Below are 16,819 nucleotides of genomic sequence, written 5' to 3' on the forward strand. Positions count from 1 at the left end.
CGGTGTATAAACCGAATGAGCGGCTGACGCTTACTTGGCTAGAATAGCCTGATGATCCAGATCTCCGACACTGCCCAGACCCATTTCCGCAAGCTGATCGAACGCGAGGCCGTGCCCGGCATGGGCGTGCGCCTGAGTGCGGTCGACCCCGGCACCCCGCGCGCCGATGCCAGGCTGGAATTCGCCGAACCGACCGATCTGCTCGGCGATGAGTGGGCGGTGGACTGCGATGGTTTCACGCTCTATGTCGATGCCGGCAGCGTCGGCTGGCTCGATGGCGCCGAGATCGACATCGTTGCCGGCACCGCCGGTGCCCAGCAGCTGACCATCAAGGCGCCGCGCATCAAGGGGGAGGCGCCCGGTGATGCCGCCTCGCTGGTCGAGCGCGTGCACTGGGTGGTGGAGAACGAAGTCAATCCGCAGCTGGCCTCGCATGGCGGCAAGGTGGCCGTGCAGGAAGTCTCGTCCGATGGCGTGGTGCTGCTGCGCTTCGGCGGTGGCTGCCAGGGCTGCGGCATGGCCGACGTGACGCTCAAGCAGGGCATCGAAAAGACCCTGATGGGACGCGTGCCGGGCGTGACTGCCGTGCGCGACGCGACCGACCACGACAGCGGCCACGCGCCGTACATCCCGCGCGGCAACGTCGCCTGACCGCTGACGCGTGCCTCTGACCCGGGCCGAGCAACTCATCGATCTGCTGCTGGCGCGCCAGCAGCCCCGCGCCGTCCTCGAGAAGACTACGCGCCTGCCGTATGGCTGGGCGCTGTGGCTGCGCTCGATGGGGCCGTTGCCGCGCCCGTTCCATGCCCGCGACGTGATCGCCATCCTGCTGCCCCGCCCATTGCCCGGCCCGCCCGGACAGCTGCCGCAGCTGTCACCGTGGCAGGCACTGCGCCGTTTGTTCTGGCAGGACTGGGACGCTGCGCCGCGCGACCAGCGCTGGATGCGCTGGACCTCGGCACTGGCCAGTGCACTGCTGCACCTGCTGTTCTTCGTGTTGTTGCTTTGGGTGGCGGTGATCCGTACCACTGCGCCGGAAGAAGAGGGCGCCGAGGGCGAGCGGGTGCAGGTGGAGTTCGTCGGCCGTGCCACGCGGGAAGGCGGTGGCGATCAGCCGGGCGCCGAAGCGGCTGCGACCGCGGCGGCGGGTCGCGTTGCGCCGGGCCAGGAGGCGGGCGCTGCCACGGTCCCTGCGCCGCGTCCGGTGGCTGCCGAAGCCGCCGCCTCATCCCCGGCATCCGCGCCGACCGCCAGCGTTCCACCACCACCCGCCGAAGCCGAGCCGGCGCCGGTTGCCGCGCCGCCGCCTTCGCCCGTCCAGGCCACCGAAGTGGCGCAGGCCAGCACGGATTTCGTGGTGCCGCCGGTCAGTGTGCCGCGTACCGAAGTCAGCGTCGTACCGCGGGACAGCACACCCGCTGTGCGCGAGCGCAGCGTGCAGCCGGTGCAGGCGCCGCCGGCACCAAGCCAGGTGCGCATCCCGGAACTGGCCGTGCGCACGCCGCAGGTGCGTGACATCCAGGTGCGCGAACGCGAAGTCAGTACGGTCGATGCGCCGGACGTGCCACAACCGTTGCGTAGCGCGGAAATGCAGGTGCGCGTGCCGCAGCAGGACGTGCAGGTGCGCGAACGTGAAGTGCAGGCCGTGGTCGATCCGCAGGTGCGGATGGCGGCGGTGGCCGGGCGTGAGCCTGCCGTGCGCGTGCCCAGCGGCCGCGACGTGCAGGTGCGGGAACGTCAAGTGGCCTCCGCACCGGCGGTGGCACCCGCATCCTCCAGTGGCAGTGCCACGGCGACGCCTTCAGCTGTGGCCAATGGCAGCGCGGCGCAGGCGAGCAGCAGTACGCGTCCGTCAGCGTCCAGCAGTGCACCGGCGAACGCAGGAGCACGCCCAGCCCCCGATCCCGGCAACTGGGCGACGCCTGCCAAGGGCGATGACTGGGGGGCTTCCAGCCGCAACCGCGATGGCAGCAGCGACGGTGCCCGCCAGGCCAGCGCCGCTGGCAGGGGCAATGGCCTGTTCAATGCCGATGGCAGCGTGAGGGTGCCCGGCCAGGAAGGCGATGGCCATGCCGAGCGCGGTGCGCCCGGTGGCGCCAACGACAGCTGGAGCAAGGAGCGCATCGCGCAGTCCGGCACCTGGTTGAAGCGCCCGCCGTACGACTACACGCCGACCTCGTTCGACAAATACTGGGTGCCGCAGGAATCGTTGCTGGCCGAATGGGTCCGCAAGGGCGTCAAGGCGATGGAAATCCCATTGCCGGGCACCAACACGAAGATCTCCTGCGTCATTTCGATCCTGCAGGCCGGTGGCGGCTGTGGCCTGACCAACCCCAACATGCAGGACCAGCCGGCGGTGGCACGACCGCCGCCGGACATCCCGTTCAAGAAAGAGCTCCAGGAAGACAACGGGAGCCGCTAAGGGCTCCCGTTGTCCACGCATGTTTCCTTATCCCCGCGCCGTTGGCGCGCCCCCTTGAACAACAAGGGGGCTTTTCGATGGACCCATCGCGGGATGTGACGGCCATGCTGGCGCGCTTTGGTAGGTGCCAACCTTGGTTGGCACAGAAGCGCCGACCAAGGTCGGCCTCCACCAGGACGTGCGCCTACGCGCTCTGCGACAGGAACACCCAGAACGGTACGTTGCGGCCGAGCCAGTCGCGGCTGGCCTCGTCCATCACGTCCAGCAGGGTGTCGAAGTCCTTCTGTGCGCCGGCGCGCAGCGCATCCACGTCGGCCAGGAACAGCGCGTAGCCCTTGGCCTGCAGCCATTGCAGATCGCGCAGGTTGTCCGACAGCGCATCCCAGTTGCCGCCGAAGCCGGCCGGGAAATCCAGCTGCGCGGCCAGCCGGGCGAGCAGGGTGCGCTTGTCCGCCACGTTCTCCAGGTCGATGCGGATCACCTTCAGGCCGGCATCGCGCATCGCCGCGGCCAGTGCACTGATGTCGCCGCTGTCGATGGCGTAGACGCCGGCGTTGTTGATGTCATGCAGGCCGAGGCCGAAATCATCGTGGCTCATTGCTGTGCTCCCTGGGCCGGTACGGTGAAGCTGCGGAACGATGCGTAGTGGTCGTCGGTGTAGTACCACGCCTCCGGCGGATCGCCACCGGTGACGATGCGGCGCGTGCCGCGGGTGCGCGCACCGGGGGTGTCGACGGTGTATTCGCGGTAGTAGCCACGCGCGCGCTGCGGCAGTTGCTGCTCGCGATTGCCAAAGGTGCTGCCGTCCTGGCGATGCGGGAACGGGCCGCCGCGCTGGATCAGGGCGATGGTCGCGCGCGCTTCGGCAGGCAGGAACGCGGGAAGCCCGCTGTCCTTGCCGGGCGTTGCGGTGGCCGTGGCGGGTGCCGGCGCGGCCGGTGCTCCCTGCAGGCCGGGCGCGAACTGCGGTGCCGGCGGCCGCTGCAGGAAATGGTTGGCGACCAGGCCGAGCAGCAGCAGGGCGATGGCGGTGATCAGCAGCCGGGGGTTGCGCATGGGCAGGGCGGGCAAGGGCGATGCACGCACTGTAGCGCCTGCGTGCTGCACCGTGCATGAGGAGAGCATTGCGTCACTGCTGCGTAACAATTGCCGTCGTGCTCACTGGCAGGACGCAATTTCCTTTACATCCCCCTTGGTAATCTGGTGGTCTGTCCCCATCATTCACCGCGCACCGCCCGACACCGTCGGGTGCCCTCGCACTCAGGAGATGCATCATGGCCTACACCCTGCCCAAGCTGTCCTACGCCTACGACGCGCTGGAACCGCATATCGATGCGGCGACGATGGAGATCCATCACACCAAGCATCACCAGACCTACATCAACAACGTCAACGCGGCGCTGGAAGGCACCGAGTACGCTGACCTGCCGGTCGAAGAGCTGGTGAAGAAGCTCAAGTCGCTGCCGGAGAACCTGCAGGGCCCGGTGCGCAACAACGGTGGTGGCCACGCCAACCACTCGCTGTTCTGGACCGTGATGGCCCCGAATGCCGGCGGCAACCCGGTGGGCGACGTGGCCAAGGCCATCGACAAGGACCTGGGCGGCTTTGACAAGTTCAAGGACGCCTTCACCAAGGCAGCACTGACCCGTTTTGGCAGCGGCTGGGCGTGGCTGAGCGTGACCCCGGACAAGAAGGTCGTGGTCGAGAGCACCGGTAACCAGGACAGCCCGCTGATGGAAGGCAACACCCCCATCCTGGGCCTGGACGTGTGGGAACACGCGTACTACCTGAAGTACCAGAACCGCCGCCCGGAATACATCGGCGCGTTCTTCAACGTCATCGACTGGAACGAAGTCGAGCGCCGCTACCAGGAAGCGATCGCCTGATCGCGGTAACTGGATGAACGGAAAAGGCCGGGGGTGACCCCGGCCTTTTTTTTGCCAGCTTCCGGATGTCGGGCAGGACCTGGTGGGTGCCGACCTTGGTCGGCACGGGAGAGGGTGCGAGCGCAGTGGGAATGCGCCGACCAAGGTCGGCACCTGGGCCGAAGGCGGGGCTATTCGGCCGTGGGCGCATCGCCCTGCAGGCGCACCGTCGCCATCACGCCCAGGCGCAGGCCAGGCAGGTCGCCGTCGGCCGGCAGCAGGATGGGTTGCTGGCGGATGCCGCCGAAGTGCTTGACCTGGAACAGCACGTCCAGGCCATGGCCGCTGCTGCCACCACCACTGGCTGCAGGCGCTTCGGCGCGGCCGCCGGGATTACGCCGGGCCGGCTGGAAACCGGGGGTGCTGCGCACCAGTTCCACCGTGTTGGCCGAAAAATCGCCAGCAATCAGGCTGGGCATGCCTTCGGCGGTGGCGCCGATCCAGGTCATCAGGTCACTGGTCTGGTGCTGGCGGGCGGTGGCCTCGTCCGGGTCCGGGCGCAGCCGCGCCACATAGATGTTGACCAGCGCCTCGCCCAGCTTCAGCCGCATCATGCCGGCCGCGCTGAAGGTGCTGGGAGGATGCAGCAGGGTGACGCCATCCTCGCTGACCGGCAACCGGGTCAGCATGGCATTGCCATGCCGCAGCGGCTGGCTGGGCGGGTCGGCGGTAACGAAGTCGCAGCTGTAGCGCAGCCGGCTGGCCAGCCAGCAGGCCGGGTTGCGGCCTTGCTGCTGCAGCACCTGCTGCACCGAGATCACGTCCGGCTGCAGGTCGGTCAGCAGCTGCGCCACCTGCTCGCGGCGCTGCTTCCATTGCGTGTCATCGCGGCTGGGCAGTTCCAGCGCGGCCACGGTCAGTTGCCGGGGGGCGCCTTCACTGGCAGCGGCGCCCGGCGCCTGCGCCTGCAACGCCAGCAGCAGCACGAAACAGCTGAGCAGGAGACGGGCGTGGGCGAGGGGGCGCATAACGATAAGTTTACGCTTTTGTCGTGCAGGTGCCGTGACTTCCGGCGGGCCAGCACTGCCTGCCATGGATTGGCACCGTTGTCACGCAGCCCTGCAGCGTGCTTCGCAAGCCCCGCTTCCGGTAACCTTGCGGCTTTCGCTTTGCAGGAATGCCTTACAGGATGAGCCACGACGCAGTCGCCCCCATCGCCGGCCAAGGAAGGATGCCGCGCCAGATTCCCTACATCATCGGCAATGAGGCCTGCGAACGGTTCAGTTTCTACGGGATGCGCAACATCCTGGTGCAGTTCCTGATCACCTCGCTGCTGCTGCAGGAAATCACGGCGGAAGGCCGTGCCGGTGAAGCCAAGGACATCATGCACAGCTTCATGATCGGCGTGTATTTCTTCCCGCTGCTCGGTGGCTGGCTGGCCGACAGGTTCTTCGGCAAGTACCACACCATCCTCTGGTTCAGCCTGGTCTACTGCGCCGGCCACCTGTGCCTGGCGCTGTTCGAGAACAGCCGCGAGGGCTTCTTCCTCGGCCTGGGCCTGATCGCGCTCGGTGCCGGTGGCATCAAGCCGCTGGTGGCCTCGTTCATGGGTGACCAGTTCGACCAGAGCAACAAGCACCTGGCCAAGATCGTCTTCGACGCCTTCTACTGGATCATCAATTTCGGCTCGCTGTTCGCCTCGCTGCTGATCCCGCTGGTGCTGAAGAACTGGGGCCCGCAGTGGGCGTTCGGCATCCCGGGCATCCTGATGTTCATCGCCACCTTCGTGTTCTGGCTGGGCCGCAAGCGCTACGTGCTGGTGCCGCTGCCGCCGAAGGATCCGCATTCGTTCGCCAACGTGGTGCGCACGGCCTTGACCGCGCGCGTGGCCGGCCAGGGCCGTCCGGGCCTGGTGATCGCCGTGCTCGGGCTGGTGCTGGCGGCGGCCTCGTTCGGCCTGGTCGGTTCGCTGGGCATCGTGATCTGCCTGTGCCTGGCGCTGGTGGCCATCCTCGCCGGCATCGGCGGGGGCACCTGGCTGCAGCTGGACCGCGCGCGTGGCCAGCATCCGGCCGAAGCCGTGGAAGGCGTGCGCTCGGTGCTGCGCGTGCTGGTGATCTTCGCGCTGACCACGCCGTTCTTCTCGCTGTTCGACCAGAAGGCCTCGACCTGGGTCCTGCAGGGCCAGCAGATGCAGATGCCGAGCTGGTTCACCGCCTCGCAGATGCAGGCGTTGAACCCGCTGCTGGTGATGATCCTGATTCCGTTCAACAACCTGGTGCTGTACCCGGCCCTGCGCCGTTTTGGCTTCGAGCCGACCGCGCTGCGCCGCATGACCGCCGGTATCGCCTTCAGCGGCCTGGCCTGGATCGTCATCGGCGGCATCCAGGTGGTGATGGACGGTGGCAACGCCATGTCGATCTTCTGGCAGATCCTGCCGTATGCGCTGCTGACCTTCGGTGAGGTGCTGGTCTCGGCCACCGGCCTGGAGTTCGCCTACAGCCAGGCGCCGCAGGCGATGAAGGGCGTGGTGATGAGCTTCTGGAACCTGACCACCACCATCGGCAACCTGTGGGTGCTGCTGTCCAACGCGGCGGTGCGCAACGACACGGTGACCCACCAGATCGCCGGCACGGGCCTGAGTGAGGCGGCGTTCCTGATGTTCTTCTTCGCCGGCTTCGCCTTCGTCGCGGCGTTGGCTTTCGGTTGGTATGCGAAACGCTATCGTATGGTCGACAACTACCGTAGCGCCTGAGCCTGACATGACCCCCGTCAATCTGCTGTTGATCGCCATCACCGCCATCCTGTCGTGGATGGCGTTCAACAACCGCAAGCTGGCCGACCGCCTGATCCTGTGGCCGCCGGCCATCGACCGTCACCGCCAGTACGACCGGCTGGTGACCTATGGCTTCATCCACGCCGACTGGTCGCACCTGATCTTCAACATGATCACCCTGTTCTTCTTCGGGGGATTCATTGAAAGCGTGATGGTGCAGCTGACCGGCAGCTACCTGACCTACCCGGCGTTCTACATCGGCGCGCTGCTGGTCTCGATCCTGCCCAGCTACCTGAAGAACCAGAAGAACCCGAACTACCTCAGCCTCGGCGCGTCCGGTGCGGTGTCGGCGGTGCTGTTCGCCTTCATCCTGATCAAGCCGTGGTCGATCATCCTGGTGTTCTTCATCCCGGCACCGGCAATCATCTATGCCGCGTTCTACGTCGGCTACAGCATCTGGATGGACAAGCGCGGCGGCGACCGCATCAACCACAGCGCGCACCTGGCAGGTGCGGCGTTCGGTGTGATCTTCATGCTGGCCATGCAGCCGAGCATCTTCAACCACTTCCTGCGCGAACTCTCCAACCCGACCTTCCGCCTCGGCGGCGGCTGATGCGGGGATCGGGGCGGATCGGGTGCGATCCGCCCCGGCCGGGTCAGGCCGCGGTCTGCTGGCCGTAGGTATCCAGCAGGCGGGCGAACACTTCCTCGCCGATGCGCTGGAAATCCTGATCCTCGGTCTGCCCTTCCACCGCCAGTTGCAGCAGGCCCTCCAGCAGGGCGCGGTCGGTATCGGAATGGGAATTGCTGGCGTGCATGGGAGCCTCCACGGTGGTGCGCATGGTCAACGGTCGCAAGGGTCGTGCCAGCCTGGCCGTACCCCTCCATAGGCGATAGCGGCCGGCCCGCCTCCAGCTTGAGGGGCGAAAACTGACGTGAATGGACTGGACTTGCCCCTGTTCAGGCTTCACGCGATCATGGCGCCCGGCTGCGCACCATCCACGCAGTCGCCGCAGGAGAACGTTCCATGGCTTCGGTCACGCCCCCCGGTCTGGCCTATGAGGTCGAACACGACCTGGCCAACCACCGCTTCACCGCCCGTGTACGAGGACAGCTGGCGGTGCTGGACTACCAGATCAAACGCAGGCGCATGGTCATCACCCACACCGAGGTGCCCGAGCCGATTGCCGGCCGTGGCATTGCCGGTGAACTGACCCGCGTGGCACTGCGTTTCGCCCGCGAACAGAAGTACAAGGTGGTGCCGGCATGTTCCTATGCAGAGGCCTTCCTGCAGCGGCACGAGGAGTACCACGACCTGCTCGTTGGCTGAATGCCAGCGGGCCACGCTTCAGCCATGGCAGGCGATGATGTACAAACATGAACAGGGGATCCCGATGAAGACTGGAAACAACCGGCCACTGCACGGCAGCGTGCTGGCCGGCGTGGTGGGCGTGCTGTTGCTGGCCGGTTGCCAGCGTGAAAGCGAGCCGGCGCCGGCGACTGACGCGGCGCCCGCCGCCGAGGCGACGGCGGCAGGCGAAACGCCGGCCACGGAAGCGCCGCTGGACCTGCGCGACGTGATCGAGAACAACGAGCGCGAAGTGGTGGGCATCAGCTACCCGGCCGGCATTGACCGTTATCCGGGCCTGGCCCGCGCGCTGCAGAGCTATGCCTCGAGTGCGCGCAGTGACCTGCAGCAGGCGCTGGACGGGCTTGGCAACGACAAGCCGACCATGCCCTACGAGCTGTCGCTGAGCTTCGAGAAGCTGCTGGAAACGCCGCAGCTGGTGGTGGTCAGTGCCGATGGCAGCCGCTACACCGGTGGCGCCCACGGCGAACCGCTGGTGGCCCGCTTCGTCTGGCTGCCGCAGCATCAGCAGATGCTCAGCGCCGACAAGCTGGTGGCCGACGCCAAGGGCTGGAAGGCGATCAGCGATTTTGTCGCCGACCAGCTGCGCGAACGCGTGGCCACGCGGTTCAGCGGCGAGGACATGGACCCGGCCCAGCTGCAGGAATCGCTGCGCAATGCATCGCGCATGATCGCCGACGGTACCGGCCCGCAGGCCGACAATTTCAGCCAGTTCCAGCCGCTGACCGACGACAAGGGGCAGATCACCGCGCTGCGCTTTGTTTTCCCGCCGTACCAGGTGGGTCCATACTCGGACGGTACCCAGACCGCCGATGTTCCGGCGGCGGTGCTGTTGCCGCACGTGGCCAAGGACTACGTGGAGCTGTTCGCACGCGGTTGACCGCAGTCGAGGAGGTGGCGTGGATACAGGGTTGCAGGAGCGGGTCGCCGGCCTGCTCCACGAAGCCGGGGTCCGCATCGGCGGCACCCAGCCACAGGACATCCAGGTGCATGACCCGCGCTTCTTCGCGCGGGTCATGGGCCATGGCTCGCTCGGCCTCGGCGAGAGCTACATGGAAGGTTGGTGGGATGCCAACGTCCTGGATGAATTCCTCGTCCACCTGATGCAGGCGCACCTGGATGAGCGGGTGCACGGCTGGCGCGAAGTGGCCGATGCGCTGAAGGCGCGTCTGTTCAACCTGCAGGCCGGGCAGGGGAGTTACGAGGTCGGCCGCCGCCACTACGACCTCGGCAACGATCTCTACCAGGCCATGCTCGGCCAGCGCCTGGTCTACAGCTGCGGCTATTGGCGCAATGCCGATGACCTCGATGCCGCACAGGAAGCCAAGCTCGACCTTGTCTGCCGCAAGCTGGGCCTGCGCCCGGGCCAGCGTGTGCTGGACATCGGTTGCGGTTGGGGCGAGGCCCTGAAGTTCGCCGCCGAGCGCTACGGCGTCAGCGGCGTCGGCGTGACGATTTCACAGGAGCAGGCCGAGTTCGCGCGCGAACTGTGCGCCGGCCTGCCGATCGAGATCCGCCTTCAGGACTACCGTGAACTGGACGAACCGTTCGATGCGATCTTCTCGATCGGCATGTTCGAGCACGTCGGCGACAAGAACTACGCCAGCTTCTTCGAGGTGGCCAGACGCTGCCTGTCGCCGCGTGGCCTGCTGCTGTTGCACAGCATCGGCACCAACATCTCCCGGCATCGCACCGATCCGTGGATCGCGCGCTACATCTTCCCCAACTCGATGCTGCCGTCGGCGGTGCAGATCACCCGAGCGTTCGAAGGCCGTTTCGTGCTGGAGGACTGGCACAACTTCGGCACCGATTACGACCTGACCCTGCAGGCCTGGCGACGCAACGTGGAAGCGGCGTGGCCGCAGCTGGACGCGCGCTACGACGAGCATTTCCGCCGCATGTGGCGCTTCTACCTGGCCGGGTCGATGGCCACCTTCCGCTGCCGCCATGCGCAGTTGTGGCAGCTGGTGCTGTCGCCGGAGGGCGTGCCGGGCGGGTACGTGGCGCCGCGCTGATCTGGATGACCCAACAAAAAAACCGCCCGGTCGCCCGGGCGGTTTTCGTTTCACGCTACCGCGCTGGCGATCAGTTGCCGGCGCCGGTCAGGCCACGCTTTTCCAGCAGCGGTTCGATCTGCGGCTCGTGGCCGGCGAAATCGCGGAACAGCTGCATCGCGTCGACGCTGCCGCCCTTGGACAGCAGGGTGGCGCGGAAGTGGTCGCCGTTCTTGCGGCTCAGGCCGCCGTTGTCCTTGAACCACTTCTGGGTGTTGGCGTCGAGCACTTCCGACCAGATGTAGGCGTAATAGCCGGCCGAGTAGCCGCCCATGATGTGGCTGAAGTACGGGGTCTTGTAGCGCGGCGGGACCGGCGCGTAGTAGATGCCGTCCTTTTCCAGCGCGGCGCGCTCGAAGGCCATCACGTCCTTGGCTGCCGGCACCTGGTCGGCGCCGATCTGGTGCCAGCGCTGGTCCAGCATCGCCGCACCCAGGTACTCGGTGGTGGCAAAGCCCTGGTTGAACTTGGCCGCGGCCAGCACCTTGTCCAGCAGCGCCTGCGGCATCGCCGAACCATTCTGGTAGTGCTTGGCGTAGTTCTTCAGGATGACCGGGTTGTCCGCCCACATCTCGTTGACCTGCGAGGGGAACTCGACGAAGTCACGCGGCACCGAGGTGCCCGAGAAGTACGGGTACTTCACGTTGGAGAACATGCCGTGCAGGGCATGGCCGAACTCGTGGAAGGTGGTGTTCACCTCATCCCAGGTCAGCAGGGTCGGCTGGCCGGCTGGCGGCTTCGGGATGTTCAGGTGGTTGGCGACCACCGGCTTGAAGCCGGTCAGCTTGGACTGCGAGACGTAGGAGTTCATCCACGCACCGCCGCGCTTGGAGGCGCGTGCATACGGGTCGAAGATGAAGATCGCCAGCTGGCTGCCGTCGGCGTCGAACACGTCGTAGACGGTGACGTCATCGTGGTAGACCGGCAGGTCGGTGCGCTGCTTGAAGGTCAGGCCGAATTCCTGGCCGGCGGCGTAGAACACGCCGTTCTCCAGCACGTTCTTCATCTCGAAGTACGGCTTCAGCTGCGACTCGTCGAAGTTGTACTTGGCCTGGCGCACCTTCTCGCTGTAGAAGGCCCAGTCCCACGGTTCCAGCTTGAACGTCGGCTTGCCAGCGGCCTTCTGTTCCTGGTCGATCATCGCCTGCAGGTCGGCGGCTTCGCGCTTGGCGTTGGCCACCGCGGCCGGAGCCAGCTTGCCCAGCATCGCGTTGACTGCTTCGGGGGTCTTGGCGGTCTGGTTGGTCAGGTTGTAGGCGGCGAAGTTCGGGAAGCCCATCAGCTTGGCCTTGTCGGCACGCAGCTGCATGATGCGCGAGACCAGCGCGGTGTTGTCGAACTCACCGCCGCGGCTGCCGCGGGTGGTCGAGGCTTCGTAGATCTTCTGGCGCAGGGCGCGGTTGGCCAGGTTGGTCAGCGGCGGCTGGCCGGTGGTGTTGAGCAGGGTGATCACGTACTTGCCTTCCAGGCCACGGGCCTTGGCGGCTTCGGCGGCGGCGGCGATCTGCTCCCTGGACAGGCCGTCCAGCTCCTTGACGTCGTCGACGGTGATCGCCGAAGCGTTCACTTCCGACTGTACGTTCTGGCTGAACTTGGTGCCCAGGTTGGCCAGCTCGGCATTCATGGCCTTCAGCGTGGCCTTGTCGGCCTCGGACAGCTTGGCGCCGGCGCGCACGTAGTTGTCGTAGTACTTCTCGACCAGGCGCACGCCTTCGGCGTCCAGGCCCAGCTGGCTGCGGGTGTCGTACAGCGCCTGGATGCGGGCGAACAGCTTGCCGTTCAGCGCGATCGCATCGCTGTGCGCGGCAAACTTCGCCGAGTAATCGGCCTGCAGCTTCTTGCGGGTGTCGTTGGTGTCGGCGCCGACCAGGCTGAAGAACACGGTGGTCGCACGGTCGAGGATGTCACCGCTCTTTTCCAGGGCGATGATGGTGTTGTCGAAGGTCGGCTTGGCCTTGTTGTTGGCGATGGCCTCCACTTCCTTCAGCTGCTGCGCCATGCCGGCGTCGAAGGCCGGGGCGAAGTCGCTGTCCTTGATCTTGTCGAACTGCGGGAAGTGCAGCGGCAGCGGGCTTTCGGCGAAGAACGGGTTGGCCTGCTGGGCGGTAGTGCTGGCGGCCGGGGTGGCGGCGCCGGCCGAGTAGGCGGGCAGGGCAAGGCCGAGGGTCATGGCCACGGCAAGGGCAAGGCGAGTGGTCAAGGTAGAAGCTCCGGTAAGGCAAACAAGGGCCCGAGGGTAACCCGGCCGGCGTCGCCTGCACTTGTGTCAAAAGGCATGTTGCCGGGGCCGGGCCCGGATACCATGCATTCACCGCCCACGGCCCGCTGCCATGACCACCGCCTACGATTTCAGCTTCCGAGACCTTGACGGCCAGCCTCAGGCGCTGGCCCGGTACCAGGGCCAGCCGTTGCTGCTGGTGAACGTCGCCAGCCGTTGTGGCTTCACCCCGCAATACACCGGTCTGGAGCAGCTGTGGCAGGAGTACCGCGAACGCGGCCTGGTGGTGATCGGCTTCCCGTGCAACCAGTTCGGTGCGCAGGAGCCCGGCGACGCCGCGCAGATCCGTCAGTTCTGTTCGCTGGACTATCCGGTCAGCTTCCCGTTGTCGGAGAAGATCGAGGTCAACGGCGAAGGTGCCGACCCGCTGTGGGCATGGCTCGCGCGCGAGAAGCGTGGCCTGCTCGGAAGCGCCCGCATCAAATGGAACTTCAGCAAATTCCTGGTTGACCGCCAGGGGCGGGTGGTGTCGCGTCATGCGCCGACCACCAGGCCGGAGCAGCTGCGCGGCGAGATCGAAGCGCTGCTGTGAGATGAACCCAAAAAGGGGACGGAGGGGATTAAGTCGTTTGTGCACAAACGACTTAATCCCCTCCGTCCCCTTTTTGCTTATTTCTCGACGAACGCGCGCTCGAACACGTAGTGGCCCGGCTGGCCGATGCGCGGCGAGACCTGGAAACCACGGGCATCGAGCACGCTGCGCAGGTCCGCCAGCATCTGCGGGCTGCCGCAGATCATCGCGCGGTCGTTCTCCGGGCTCAGTTCCGGCAGGCCGAGCGTGCGCTGCATCTCGCCGCTTTCCATCAGCGAGGTCAGGCGGCCCTGGTTGGCGAACGGTTCGCGGGTAACGGCCGGGTAGTACAGCAGCTTGTCGCCGATCATCTCGCCGAGGAACTCGTGCTCGCGCAGTTCCTTCTCGAAGTAGTCGCGGTAGGCCAGGTCCTTTTCGTAGCGCACGCCGTGGCAGAGGATCACCTTCTCGAAGCGCTCGTAGGTTTCCGGGTCCTTGATCACCGACAGCCACGGCGCCAGGCCGGTACCGGTGCCCAGCAGGTACAGGTTCCTGCCGGGGTGCAGGTCGCTGATCAGCAGGGTACCGGTGGGCTTCTTGCCGACCAGCACCTTGTCACCCGGCTTGATGTGCTGCAGGCGCGAGGTCAGCGGGCCGTCCTGCACCTTGATGCTGAAGAACTCCAGCTGTTCTTCCCAATTGGCGCTGGCGATCGAATAGGCGCGCAACAGCGGCCGCGCCTCGGTTTCCAGGCCGATCATCACGAACTGGCCGTTCTCGAAGCGGAAACCGCTGTCGCGGGTAAGGGTGAAGCTGAAGTAGGCATCGGTCCAGTGACGGACCTCAAGCACCGTTTCGGCGCCAAAAGCGGAGGACATGAGCGTATCTATCGTAAGTCGTCGGGGGAATTCTATCTCAAATGAGACAAGTTCTCATTGGGCGGAACGAGAGGCGTTCTCAGCGGTAACCCGCCGCCTGCAGCTCGAACAGCTCGGCATAGCGGCCGCCCTGTGCCATCAGCTGTGCGTGGGTGCCGCTGGCCTCGATCCGGCCATCGGCCAGCACCAGGATGCGGTCGGCCATGCGTACCGAGGAAAAGCGGTGGGAAATCAGCACTGCGGTGCGATTATCCGCCAGTTCCCTGAACCGCTGGAACACCTCGAACTCGCTGCGCGCATCCAGCGCTGCAGTTGGCTCATCCAGGATCATCACCTGCGCATTGCGCATCCATGCGCGGGCGATGGCGATCTTCTGCCATTGGCCACCGGACAGGTCCACGCCCTGCTTGAAGCGGCGGCCGATCAGCTGGTCGTAGCCGCCGGGCAGGTCGTCGATCACCTCCTCGGCCATGCCCCGGCGCGCGGCGTCGGCGATGCGTGCCTGGTCGTCCATCGCCTCGACCTGGCCAACGCCGATGTTCTCGCCGGCGCTGAGGTTGTAGCGCACGAAGTCCTGGAAGATCACCCCGAGGTTGGCGCGCAGGTCGTCCAGGTCGTAGTCGCGCAGGTCGCGGTCATCGAGCAGGATGCGGCCCTCGTCCGGCTCGTACAGCCGCGCCAGCAGCTTCACCAGCGTGGTCTTGCCGGCGCCGTTCTCCCCGACCAGCGCCAGCACTTCGCCGGCCCGCAGCTGGAAATCGAGGTGGCGCACGGCCCATTGCTCGGCATCCGGGTAGCGGAAGCCGACGTTCTCGAACACGAAGCCCTGGCGGATTGGCTGGGGTACGCGCACGGCGCCTTCGCGCGAGTGGATTTCCGGTTGGATCTGGAAGAACGAGAACAGGTCATCCAGGTACAGCGCTTGGCTGGCCACCTGCGAGAACCCGATCAGCAGGCCCTCCAGCAGCTGGCGCAGGCGCAGGAAACTGCCGGCGAGAAAGGTCAGGTCGCCGATCGAGAAGTCGCCGCGCACCGTGCGCCACGCGATATAGGCGTAGGCGGTGTAGTAACCCAGCGTACCGAGTGCGGCCAGCAGCGTGCCCCAGAGCGCGCGGCGCCGGGCCAGGGCACGGTTGGCCTGGAACAGAGCCACCGACAAGCGTCGGTAGCGTTCCACCAGGAAACGGTGCAGGTTGTAGATCTTCACTTCCTTGGCCGTTTCCACGCTGGCACCAAGCTGGCGCAGGTAATCGAGCTGGCGTCGCTCGGGCGTCCACTGGAAGTTGAGGCTGTAACCGGCCGCGTTGAAGTGCGATTCGCCGATGAAGGCCGGCACCAGGGCCAGCGCCAGCAGCAGGATCAGCCACGGTGCGTAGACCAGCAGGCCGATGGCGAGGCTGGCCACGGTGATCGCGTCCTGCACCTGGCCGAACAGCTGGCTCATCAGGTTCATCCGGCCCATGGTCTGGCGCCGCGCACGGTCCAGCTTGTCCTGCAGGTCCGGGTCTTCGAAATCCTCCAGGTCCAGCGTGGCGGCATGTTCCATCAGCCGGATGCTGGTGGCATTGGCGAACAGCTCCGAGAGCAGGGCATCGGCATAGCTGACCAGCCGGCCAAGCAGGTCCGAGGCGATGGCCAGGCCGAACTCCAGCGCCAGCAGGCCCAGCAGCGGATTGAGCAGGCCACTGGCCAGCGCCTCGCCCAGCGGCGGGAAGCCGGCATCGTGCTGGCTCAGGTGCAGAGCGCTGTCGATGATCAGCTTGCCGACGTACAGCATCGCCACCGGCAGCAGTGCGCGGATCAGGCGCAGCCCGAGGCTGGCCAGGGTCAGGACAGGACTGGTCTGCCACACCATGCGCAGGAACGGTGGCAGGTTGCGCATCGCCCTGAAGCGCTGGCGCAGGCTCGGTTTCTTTGCGGCGGCAGCGCCAGCGGTGGAGGGAGCAGGCATGCGCGTATTGTGCGCGCCCGATGCGTGCAGGTGGGGTCAGTGCAGCCGTGTGGCCGCCGGGGTCGGATCCCTTTGCTGTGCAAAGGGCTCTGACCCCATCGGCCCGAATCGGGTCAGAGCCCTTCGCAATGCGAAGGGATCCGACCCAACCACATCCACGCATGGCGTGGATCTACCGTGCCGACCAAGGTCGACACCTACCAGCAGCTGCAGGAACCTGACCCACCGGGCTGGCCTCTTTTACGGCAGCGGCGGCAGCAGCCCGGCGCCCAGCCGGTTCCAGGCATTGATCACCGCAATGCCCATGCTCAGGTCACTGATGCCCTTCTCATCGAAGTGCGGCGCCAGTGCATCGAACGCCGCCTGCGACGGTGCGCCGTCGGTCAGCCGGGTCAGTGCCTCGGCCCAGCCCAGCGCCGCACGCTCGCGGGCATCGAAGAAGCGGCTCTCGTGCCAGGCAGGCAGGGTGTCCAGCTTGCGCGGCTCGATGCCGCCCTTGCGCAGCGCGGTGCCATGCATGTCCATGCAGTAGCCGCAGCCGTTGAGCTGCGATACGCGCAGGAACAGCAGTTCCATCAGGGTCGGATCAATCGAGCTGTCATGCACGGCCTTGCTGGTGGCCAGCAGGCCCTTGAAGGCCTCGGCGGCGAGGCGGGTATAGGGAACGCGGGGAGAGGCGTGGTCGGACATTTTCGGCTCCACGGCGGCCACGATG

Annotated in this window: 17 protein-coding genes; 9 read left to right on the forward strand and 8 right to left on the reverse strand. The window is 66.4% G+C overall.

Annotation, left to right across the window (positions count from 1 at the left end):
- Positions 1 to 51: 51 nt before the first annotated feature.
- Both V3B30_RS02840 and V3B30_RS02845 read left to right on the forward strand, forming a co-directional pair.
- A complete protein-coding gene (locus tag V3B30_RS02840) occupies positions 52 to 651 on the forward strand; it encodes an NfuA family Fe-S biogenesis protein (protein ID WP_100473355.1) in 600 nt (199 codons plus the stop codon).
- A 10-nt stretch (positions 652 to 661) separates the two neighbouring features.
- Entirely contained in the window at positions 662 to 2,422 is a 1,761-nt protein-coding gene (locus V3B30_RS02845; protein WP_262082707.1) for a hypothetical protein, read from the forward strand.
- A 184-nt stretch (positions 2,423 to 2,606) separates the two neighbouring features.
- Here the strand turns inward: V3B30_RS02845 and V3B30_RS02850 are convergent, their stop codons facing one another.
- On the reverse strand, positions 2,607 to 3,020 hold the full coding sequence (locus V3B30_RS02850) for a barstar family protein (protein ID WP_100473353.1): 414 nt from the start codon (positions 3,018 to 3,020) through the stop codon (positions 2,607 to 2,609).
- Positions 3,017 to 3,478, reverse strand: coding sequence for a ribonuclease domain-containing protein (locus V3B30_RS02855; RefSeq protein WP_100473352.1), 462 nt, complete (start codon positions 3,476 to 3,478; stop codon positions 3,017 to 3,019). The genes V3B30_RS02850 and V3B30_RS02855 overlap by 4 nt, the downstream gene beginning before the upstream one ends.
- A gap of 218 nt (positions 3,479 to 3,696) precedes the next feature.
- On the opposite strand from V3B30_RS02855, the gene V3B30_RS02860 reads away from it, so the two are divergent.
- Positions 3,697 to 4,308, forward strand: a complete 612-nt coding sequence (locus tag V3B30_RS02860; protein WP_005410310.1) for a superoxide dismutase — start codon at positions 3,697 to 3,699, stop codon at positions 4,306 to 4,308.
- 170 nt (positions 4,309 to 4,478) lie between these two features.
- Here the strand turns inward: V3B30_RS02860 and V3B30_RS02865 are convergent, their stop codons facing one another.
- Entirely contained in the window at positions 4,479 to 5,315 is an 837-nt protein-coding gene (locus V3B30_RS02865) for an endonuclease/exonuclease/phosphatase family protein (protein ID WP_262082706.1), read from the reverse strand.
- Between the two features lie 161 nt (positions 5,316 to 5,476).
- On the opposite strand from V3B30_RS02865, the gene V3B30_RS02870 reads away from it, so the two are divergent.
- Positions 5,477 to 7,042, forward strand: coding sequence for an oligopeptide:H+ symporter (locus tag V3B30_RS02870; protein ID WP_262082705.1), 1,566 nt, complete (start codon positions 5,477 to 5,479; stop codon positions 7,040 to 7,042).
- Between the two features lie 7 nt (positions 7,043 to 7,049).
- Positions 7,050 to 7,676: a rhomboid family intramembrane serine protease gene (locus tag V3B30_RS02875; protein ID WP_014037807.1), complete on the forward strand. Its 627-nt coding sequence runs from the start codon at positions 7,050 to 7,052 to the stop codon at positions 7,674 to 7,676.
- A gap of 43 nt (positions 7,677 to 7,719) precedes the next feature.
- Here V3B30_RS02875 and V3B30_RS02880 read toward each other — a convergent pair whose 3' ends face one another.
- Positions 7,720 to 7,881 carry a hypothetical protein gene (locus V3B30_RS02880; RefSeq protein WP_014037806.1) on the reverse strand — a complete coding sequence of 54 codons (162 nt, stop codon included), beginning with the start codon at positions 7,879 to 7,881 and terminating at the stop codon, positions 7,720 to 7,722.
- A gap of 209 nt (positions 7,882 to 8,090) precedes the next feature.
- Here V3B30_RS02880 and V3B30_RS02885 point away from each other — a divergent pair, with 209 nt between their 5' ends.
- The 3 genes from V3B30_RS02885 to cfa are packed head-to-tail and all read left to right on the forward strand — an operon-like array spanning position 8,091 to position 10,447.
- Positions 8,091 to 8,393, forward strand: a complete 303-nt coding sequence (locus V3B30_RS02885) for a GNAT family N-acetyltransferase (protein ID WP_006455911.1) — start codon at positions 8,091 to 8,093, stop codon at positions 8,391 to 8,393.
- 37 nt (positions 8,394 to 8,430) lie between these two features.
- Complete coding sequence (locus tag V3B30_RS02890; protein WP_262082704.1) at positions 8,431 to 9,312, forward strand: DUF3298 and DUF4163 domain-containing protein; 882 nt, start codon at positions 8,431 to 8,433, stop codon at positions 9,310 to 9,312.
- A gap of 19 nt (positions 9,313 to 9,331) precedes the next feature.
- Positions 9,332 to 10,447: a cyclopropane fatty acyl phospholipid synthase gene (cfa, locus tag V3B30_RS02895; RefSeq protein WP_262082703.1), complete on the forward strand. Its 1,116-nt coding sequence runs from the start codon at positions 9,332 to 9,334 to the stop codon at positions 10,445 to 10,447.
- A gap of 70 nt (positions 10,448 to 10,517) precedes the next feature.
- Here cfa and V3B30_RS02900 read toward each other — a convergent pair whose 3' ends face one another.
- Complete coding sequence (locus V3B30_RS02900; protein ID WP_262082702.1) at positions 10,518 to 12,686, reverse strand: M3 family metallopeptidase; 2,169 nt, start codon at positions 12,684 to 12,686, stop codon at positions 10,518 to 10,520.
- A gap of 130 nt (positions 12,687 to 12,816) precedes the next feature.
- Here V3B30_RS02900 and V3B30_RS02905 point away from each other — a divergent pair, with 130 nt between their 5' ends.
- Complete coding sequence (locus V3B30_RS02905; protein WP_100473345.1) at positions 12,817 to 13,296, forward strand: glutathione peroxidase; 480 nt, start codon at positions 12,817 to 12,819, stop codon at positions 13,294 to 13,296.
- Positions 13,297 to 13,373: 77 nt separating this feature from the next.
- Here V3B30_RS02905 and V3B30_RS02910 read toward each other — a convergent pair whose 3' ends face one another.
- From V3B30_RS02910 to V3B30_RS02920, 3 genes are all read right to left on the reverse strand, one after another.
- The gene (locus V3B30_RS02910) at positions 13,374 to 14,153 is read right to left on the reverse strand and encodes a ferredoxin--NADP reductase (RefSeq protein WP_262082701.1); all 780 of its coding nucleotides are present in this window, start codon (positions 14,151 to 14,153) and stop codon (positions 13,374 to 13,376) included.
- A gap of 79 nt (positions 14,154 to 14,232) precedes the next feature.
- Positions 14,233 to 16,104 (reverse strand): ABC transporter ATP-binding protein, encoded by a 1,872-nt coding sequence (locus V3B30_RS02915; protein ID WP_262082700.1) that lies wholly within the window; start codon positions 16,102 to 16,104, stop codon positions 14,233 to 14,235.
- A 240-nt stretch (positions 16,105 to 16,344) separates the two neighbouring features.
- Entirely contained in the window at positions 16,345 to 16,794 is a 450-nt protein-coding gene (locus V3B30_RS02920) for a carboxymuconolactone decarboxylase family protein (protein ID WP_053509636.1), read from the reverse strand.
- Between the last annotated feature and the right edge of the window lie 25 nt (positions 16,795 to 16,819).

This window comes from Stenotrophomonas sp. SMYL41 (genome assembly GCF_036319965.1).
Lineage (GTDB): Bacteria > Pseudomonadota > Gammaproteobacteria > Xanthomonadales > Xanthomonadaceae > Stenotrophomonas > Stenotrophomonas maltophilia_R.

Coding starts and splice junctions, on each gene's coding strand:
- V3B30_RS02865 (WP_262082706.1), bottom strand. CDS start 5,315: ATGCGCCCCCTCGCCCACGCCCGTCTCCTGCTCAGCTGTTTCGTGCTG.
- V3B30_RS02840 (WP_100473355.1), top strand. CDS start 52: ATGATCCAGATCTCCGACACTGCCCAGACCCATTTCCGCAAGCTGATC.
- V3B30_RS02850 (WP_100473353.1), bottom strand. CDS start 3,020: ATGAGCCACGATGATTTCGGCCTCGGCCTGCATGACATCAACAACGCC.
- V3B30_RS02875 (WP_014037807.1), top strand. CDS start 7,050: ATGACCCCCGTCAATCTGCTGTTGATCGCCATCACCGCCATCCTGTCG.
- V3B30_RS02870 (WP_262082705.1), top strand. CDS start 5,477: ATGAGCCACGACGCAGTCGCCCCCATCGCCGGCCAAGGAAGGATGCCG.
- V3B30_RS02885 (WP_006455911.1), top strand. CDS start 8,091: ATGGCTTCGGTCACGCCCCCCGGTCTGGCCTATGAGGTCGAACACGAC.
- V3B30_RS02910 (WP_262082701.1), bottom strand. CDS start 14,153: ATGTCCTCCGCTTTTGGCGCCGAAACGGTGCTTGAGGTCCGTCACTGG.
- V3B30_RS02855 (WP_100473352.1), bottom strand. CDS start 3,478: ATGCGCAACCCCCGGCTGCTGATCACCGCCATCGCCCTGCTGCTGCTC.
- V3B30_RS02920 (WP_053509636.1), bottom strand. CDS start 16,794: ATGTCCGACCACGCCTCTCCCCGCGTTCCCTATACCCGCCTCGCCGCC.
- V3B30_RS02915 (WP_262082700.1), bottom strand. CDS start 16,104: ATGCCTGCTCCCTCCACCGCTGGCGCTGCCGCCGCAAAGAAACCGAGC.
- V3B30_RS02880 (WP_014037806.1), bottom strand. CDS start 7,881: ATGCACGCCAGCAATTCCCATTCCGATACCGACCGCGCCCTGCTGGAG.
- V3B30_RS02890 (WP_262082704.1), top strand. CDS start 8,431: ATGTACAAACATGAACAGGGGATCCCGATGAAGACTGGAAACAACCGG.
- V3B30_RS02905 (WP_100473345.1), top strand. CDS start 12,817: ATGACCACCGCCTACGATTTCAGCTTCCGAGACCTTGACGGCCAGCCT.
- V3B30_RS02860 (WP_005410310.1), top strand. CDS start 3,697: ATGGCCTACACCCTGCCCAAGCTGTCCTACGCCTACGACGCGCTGGAA.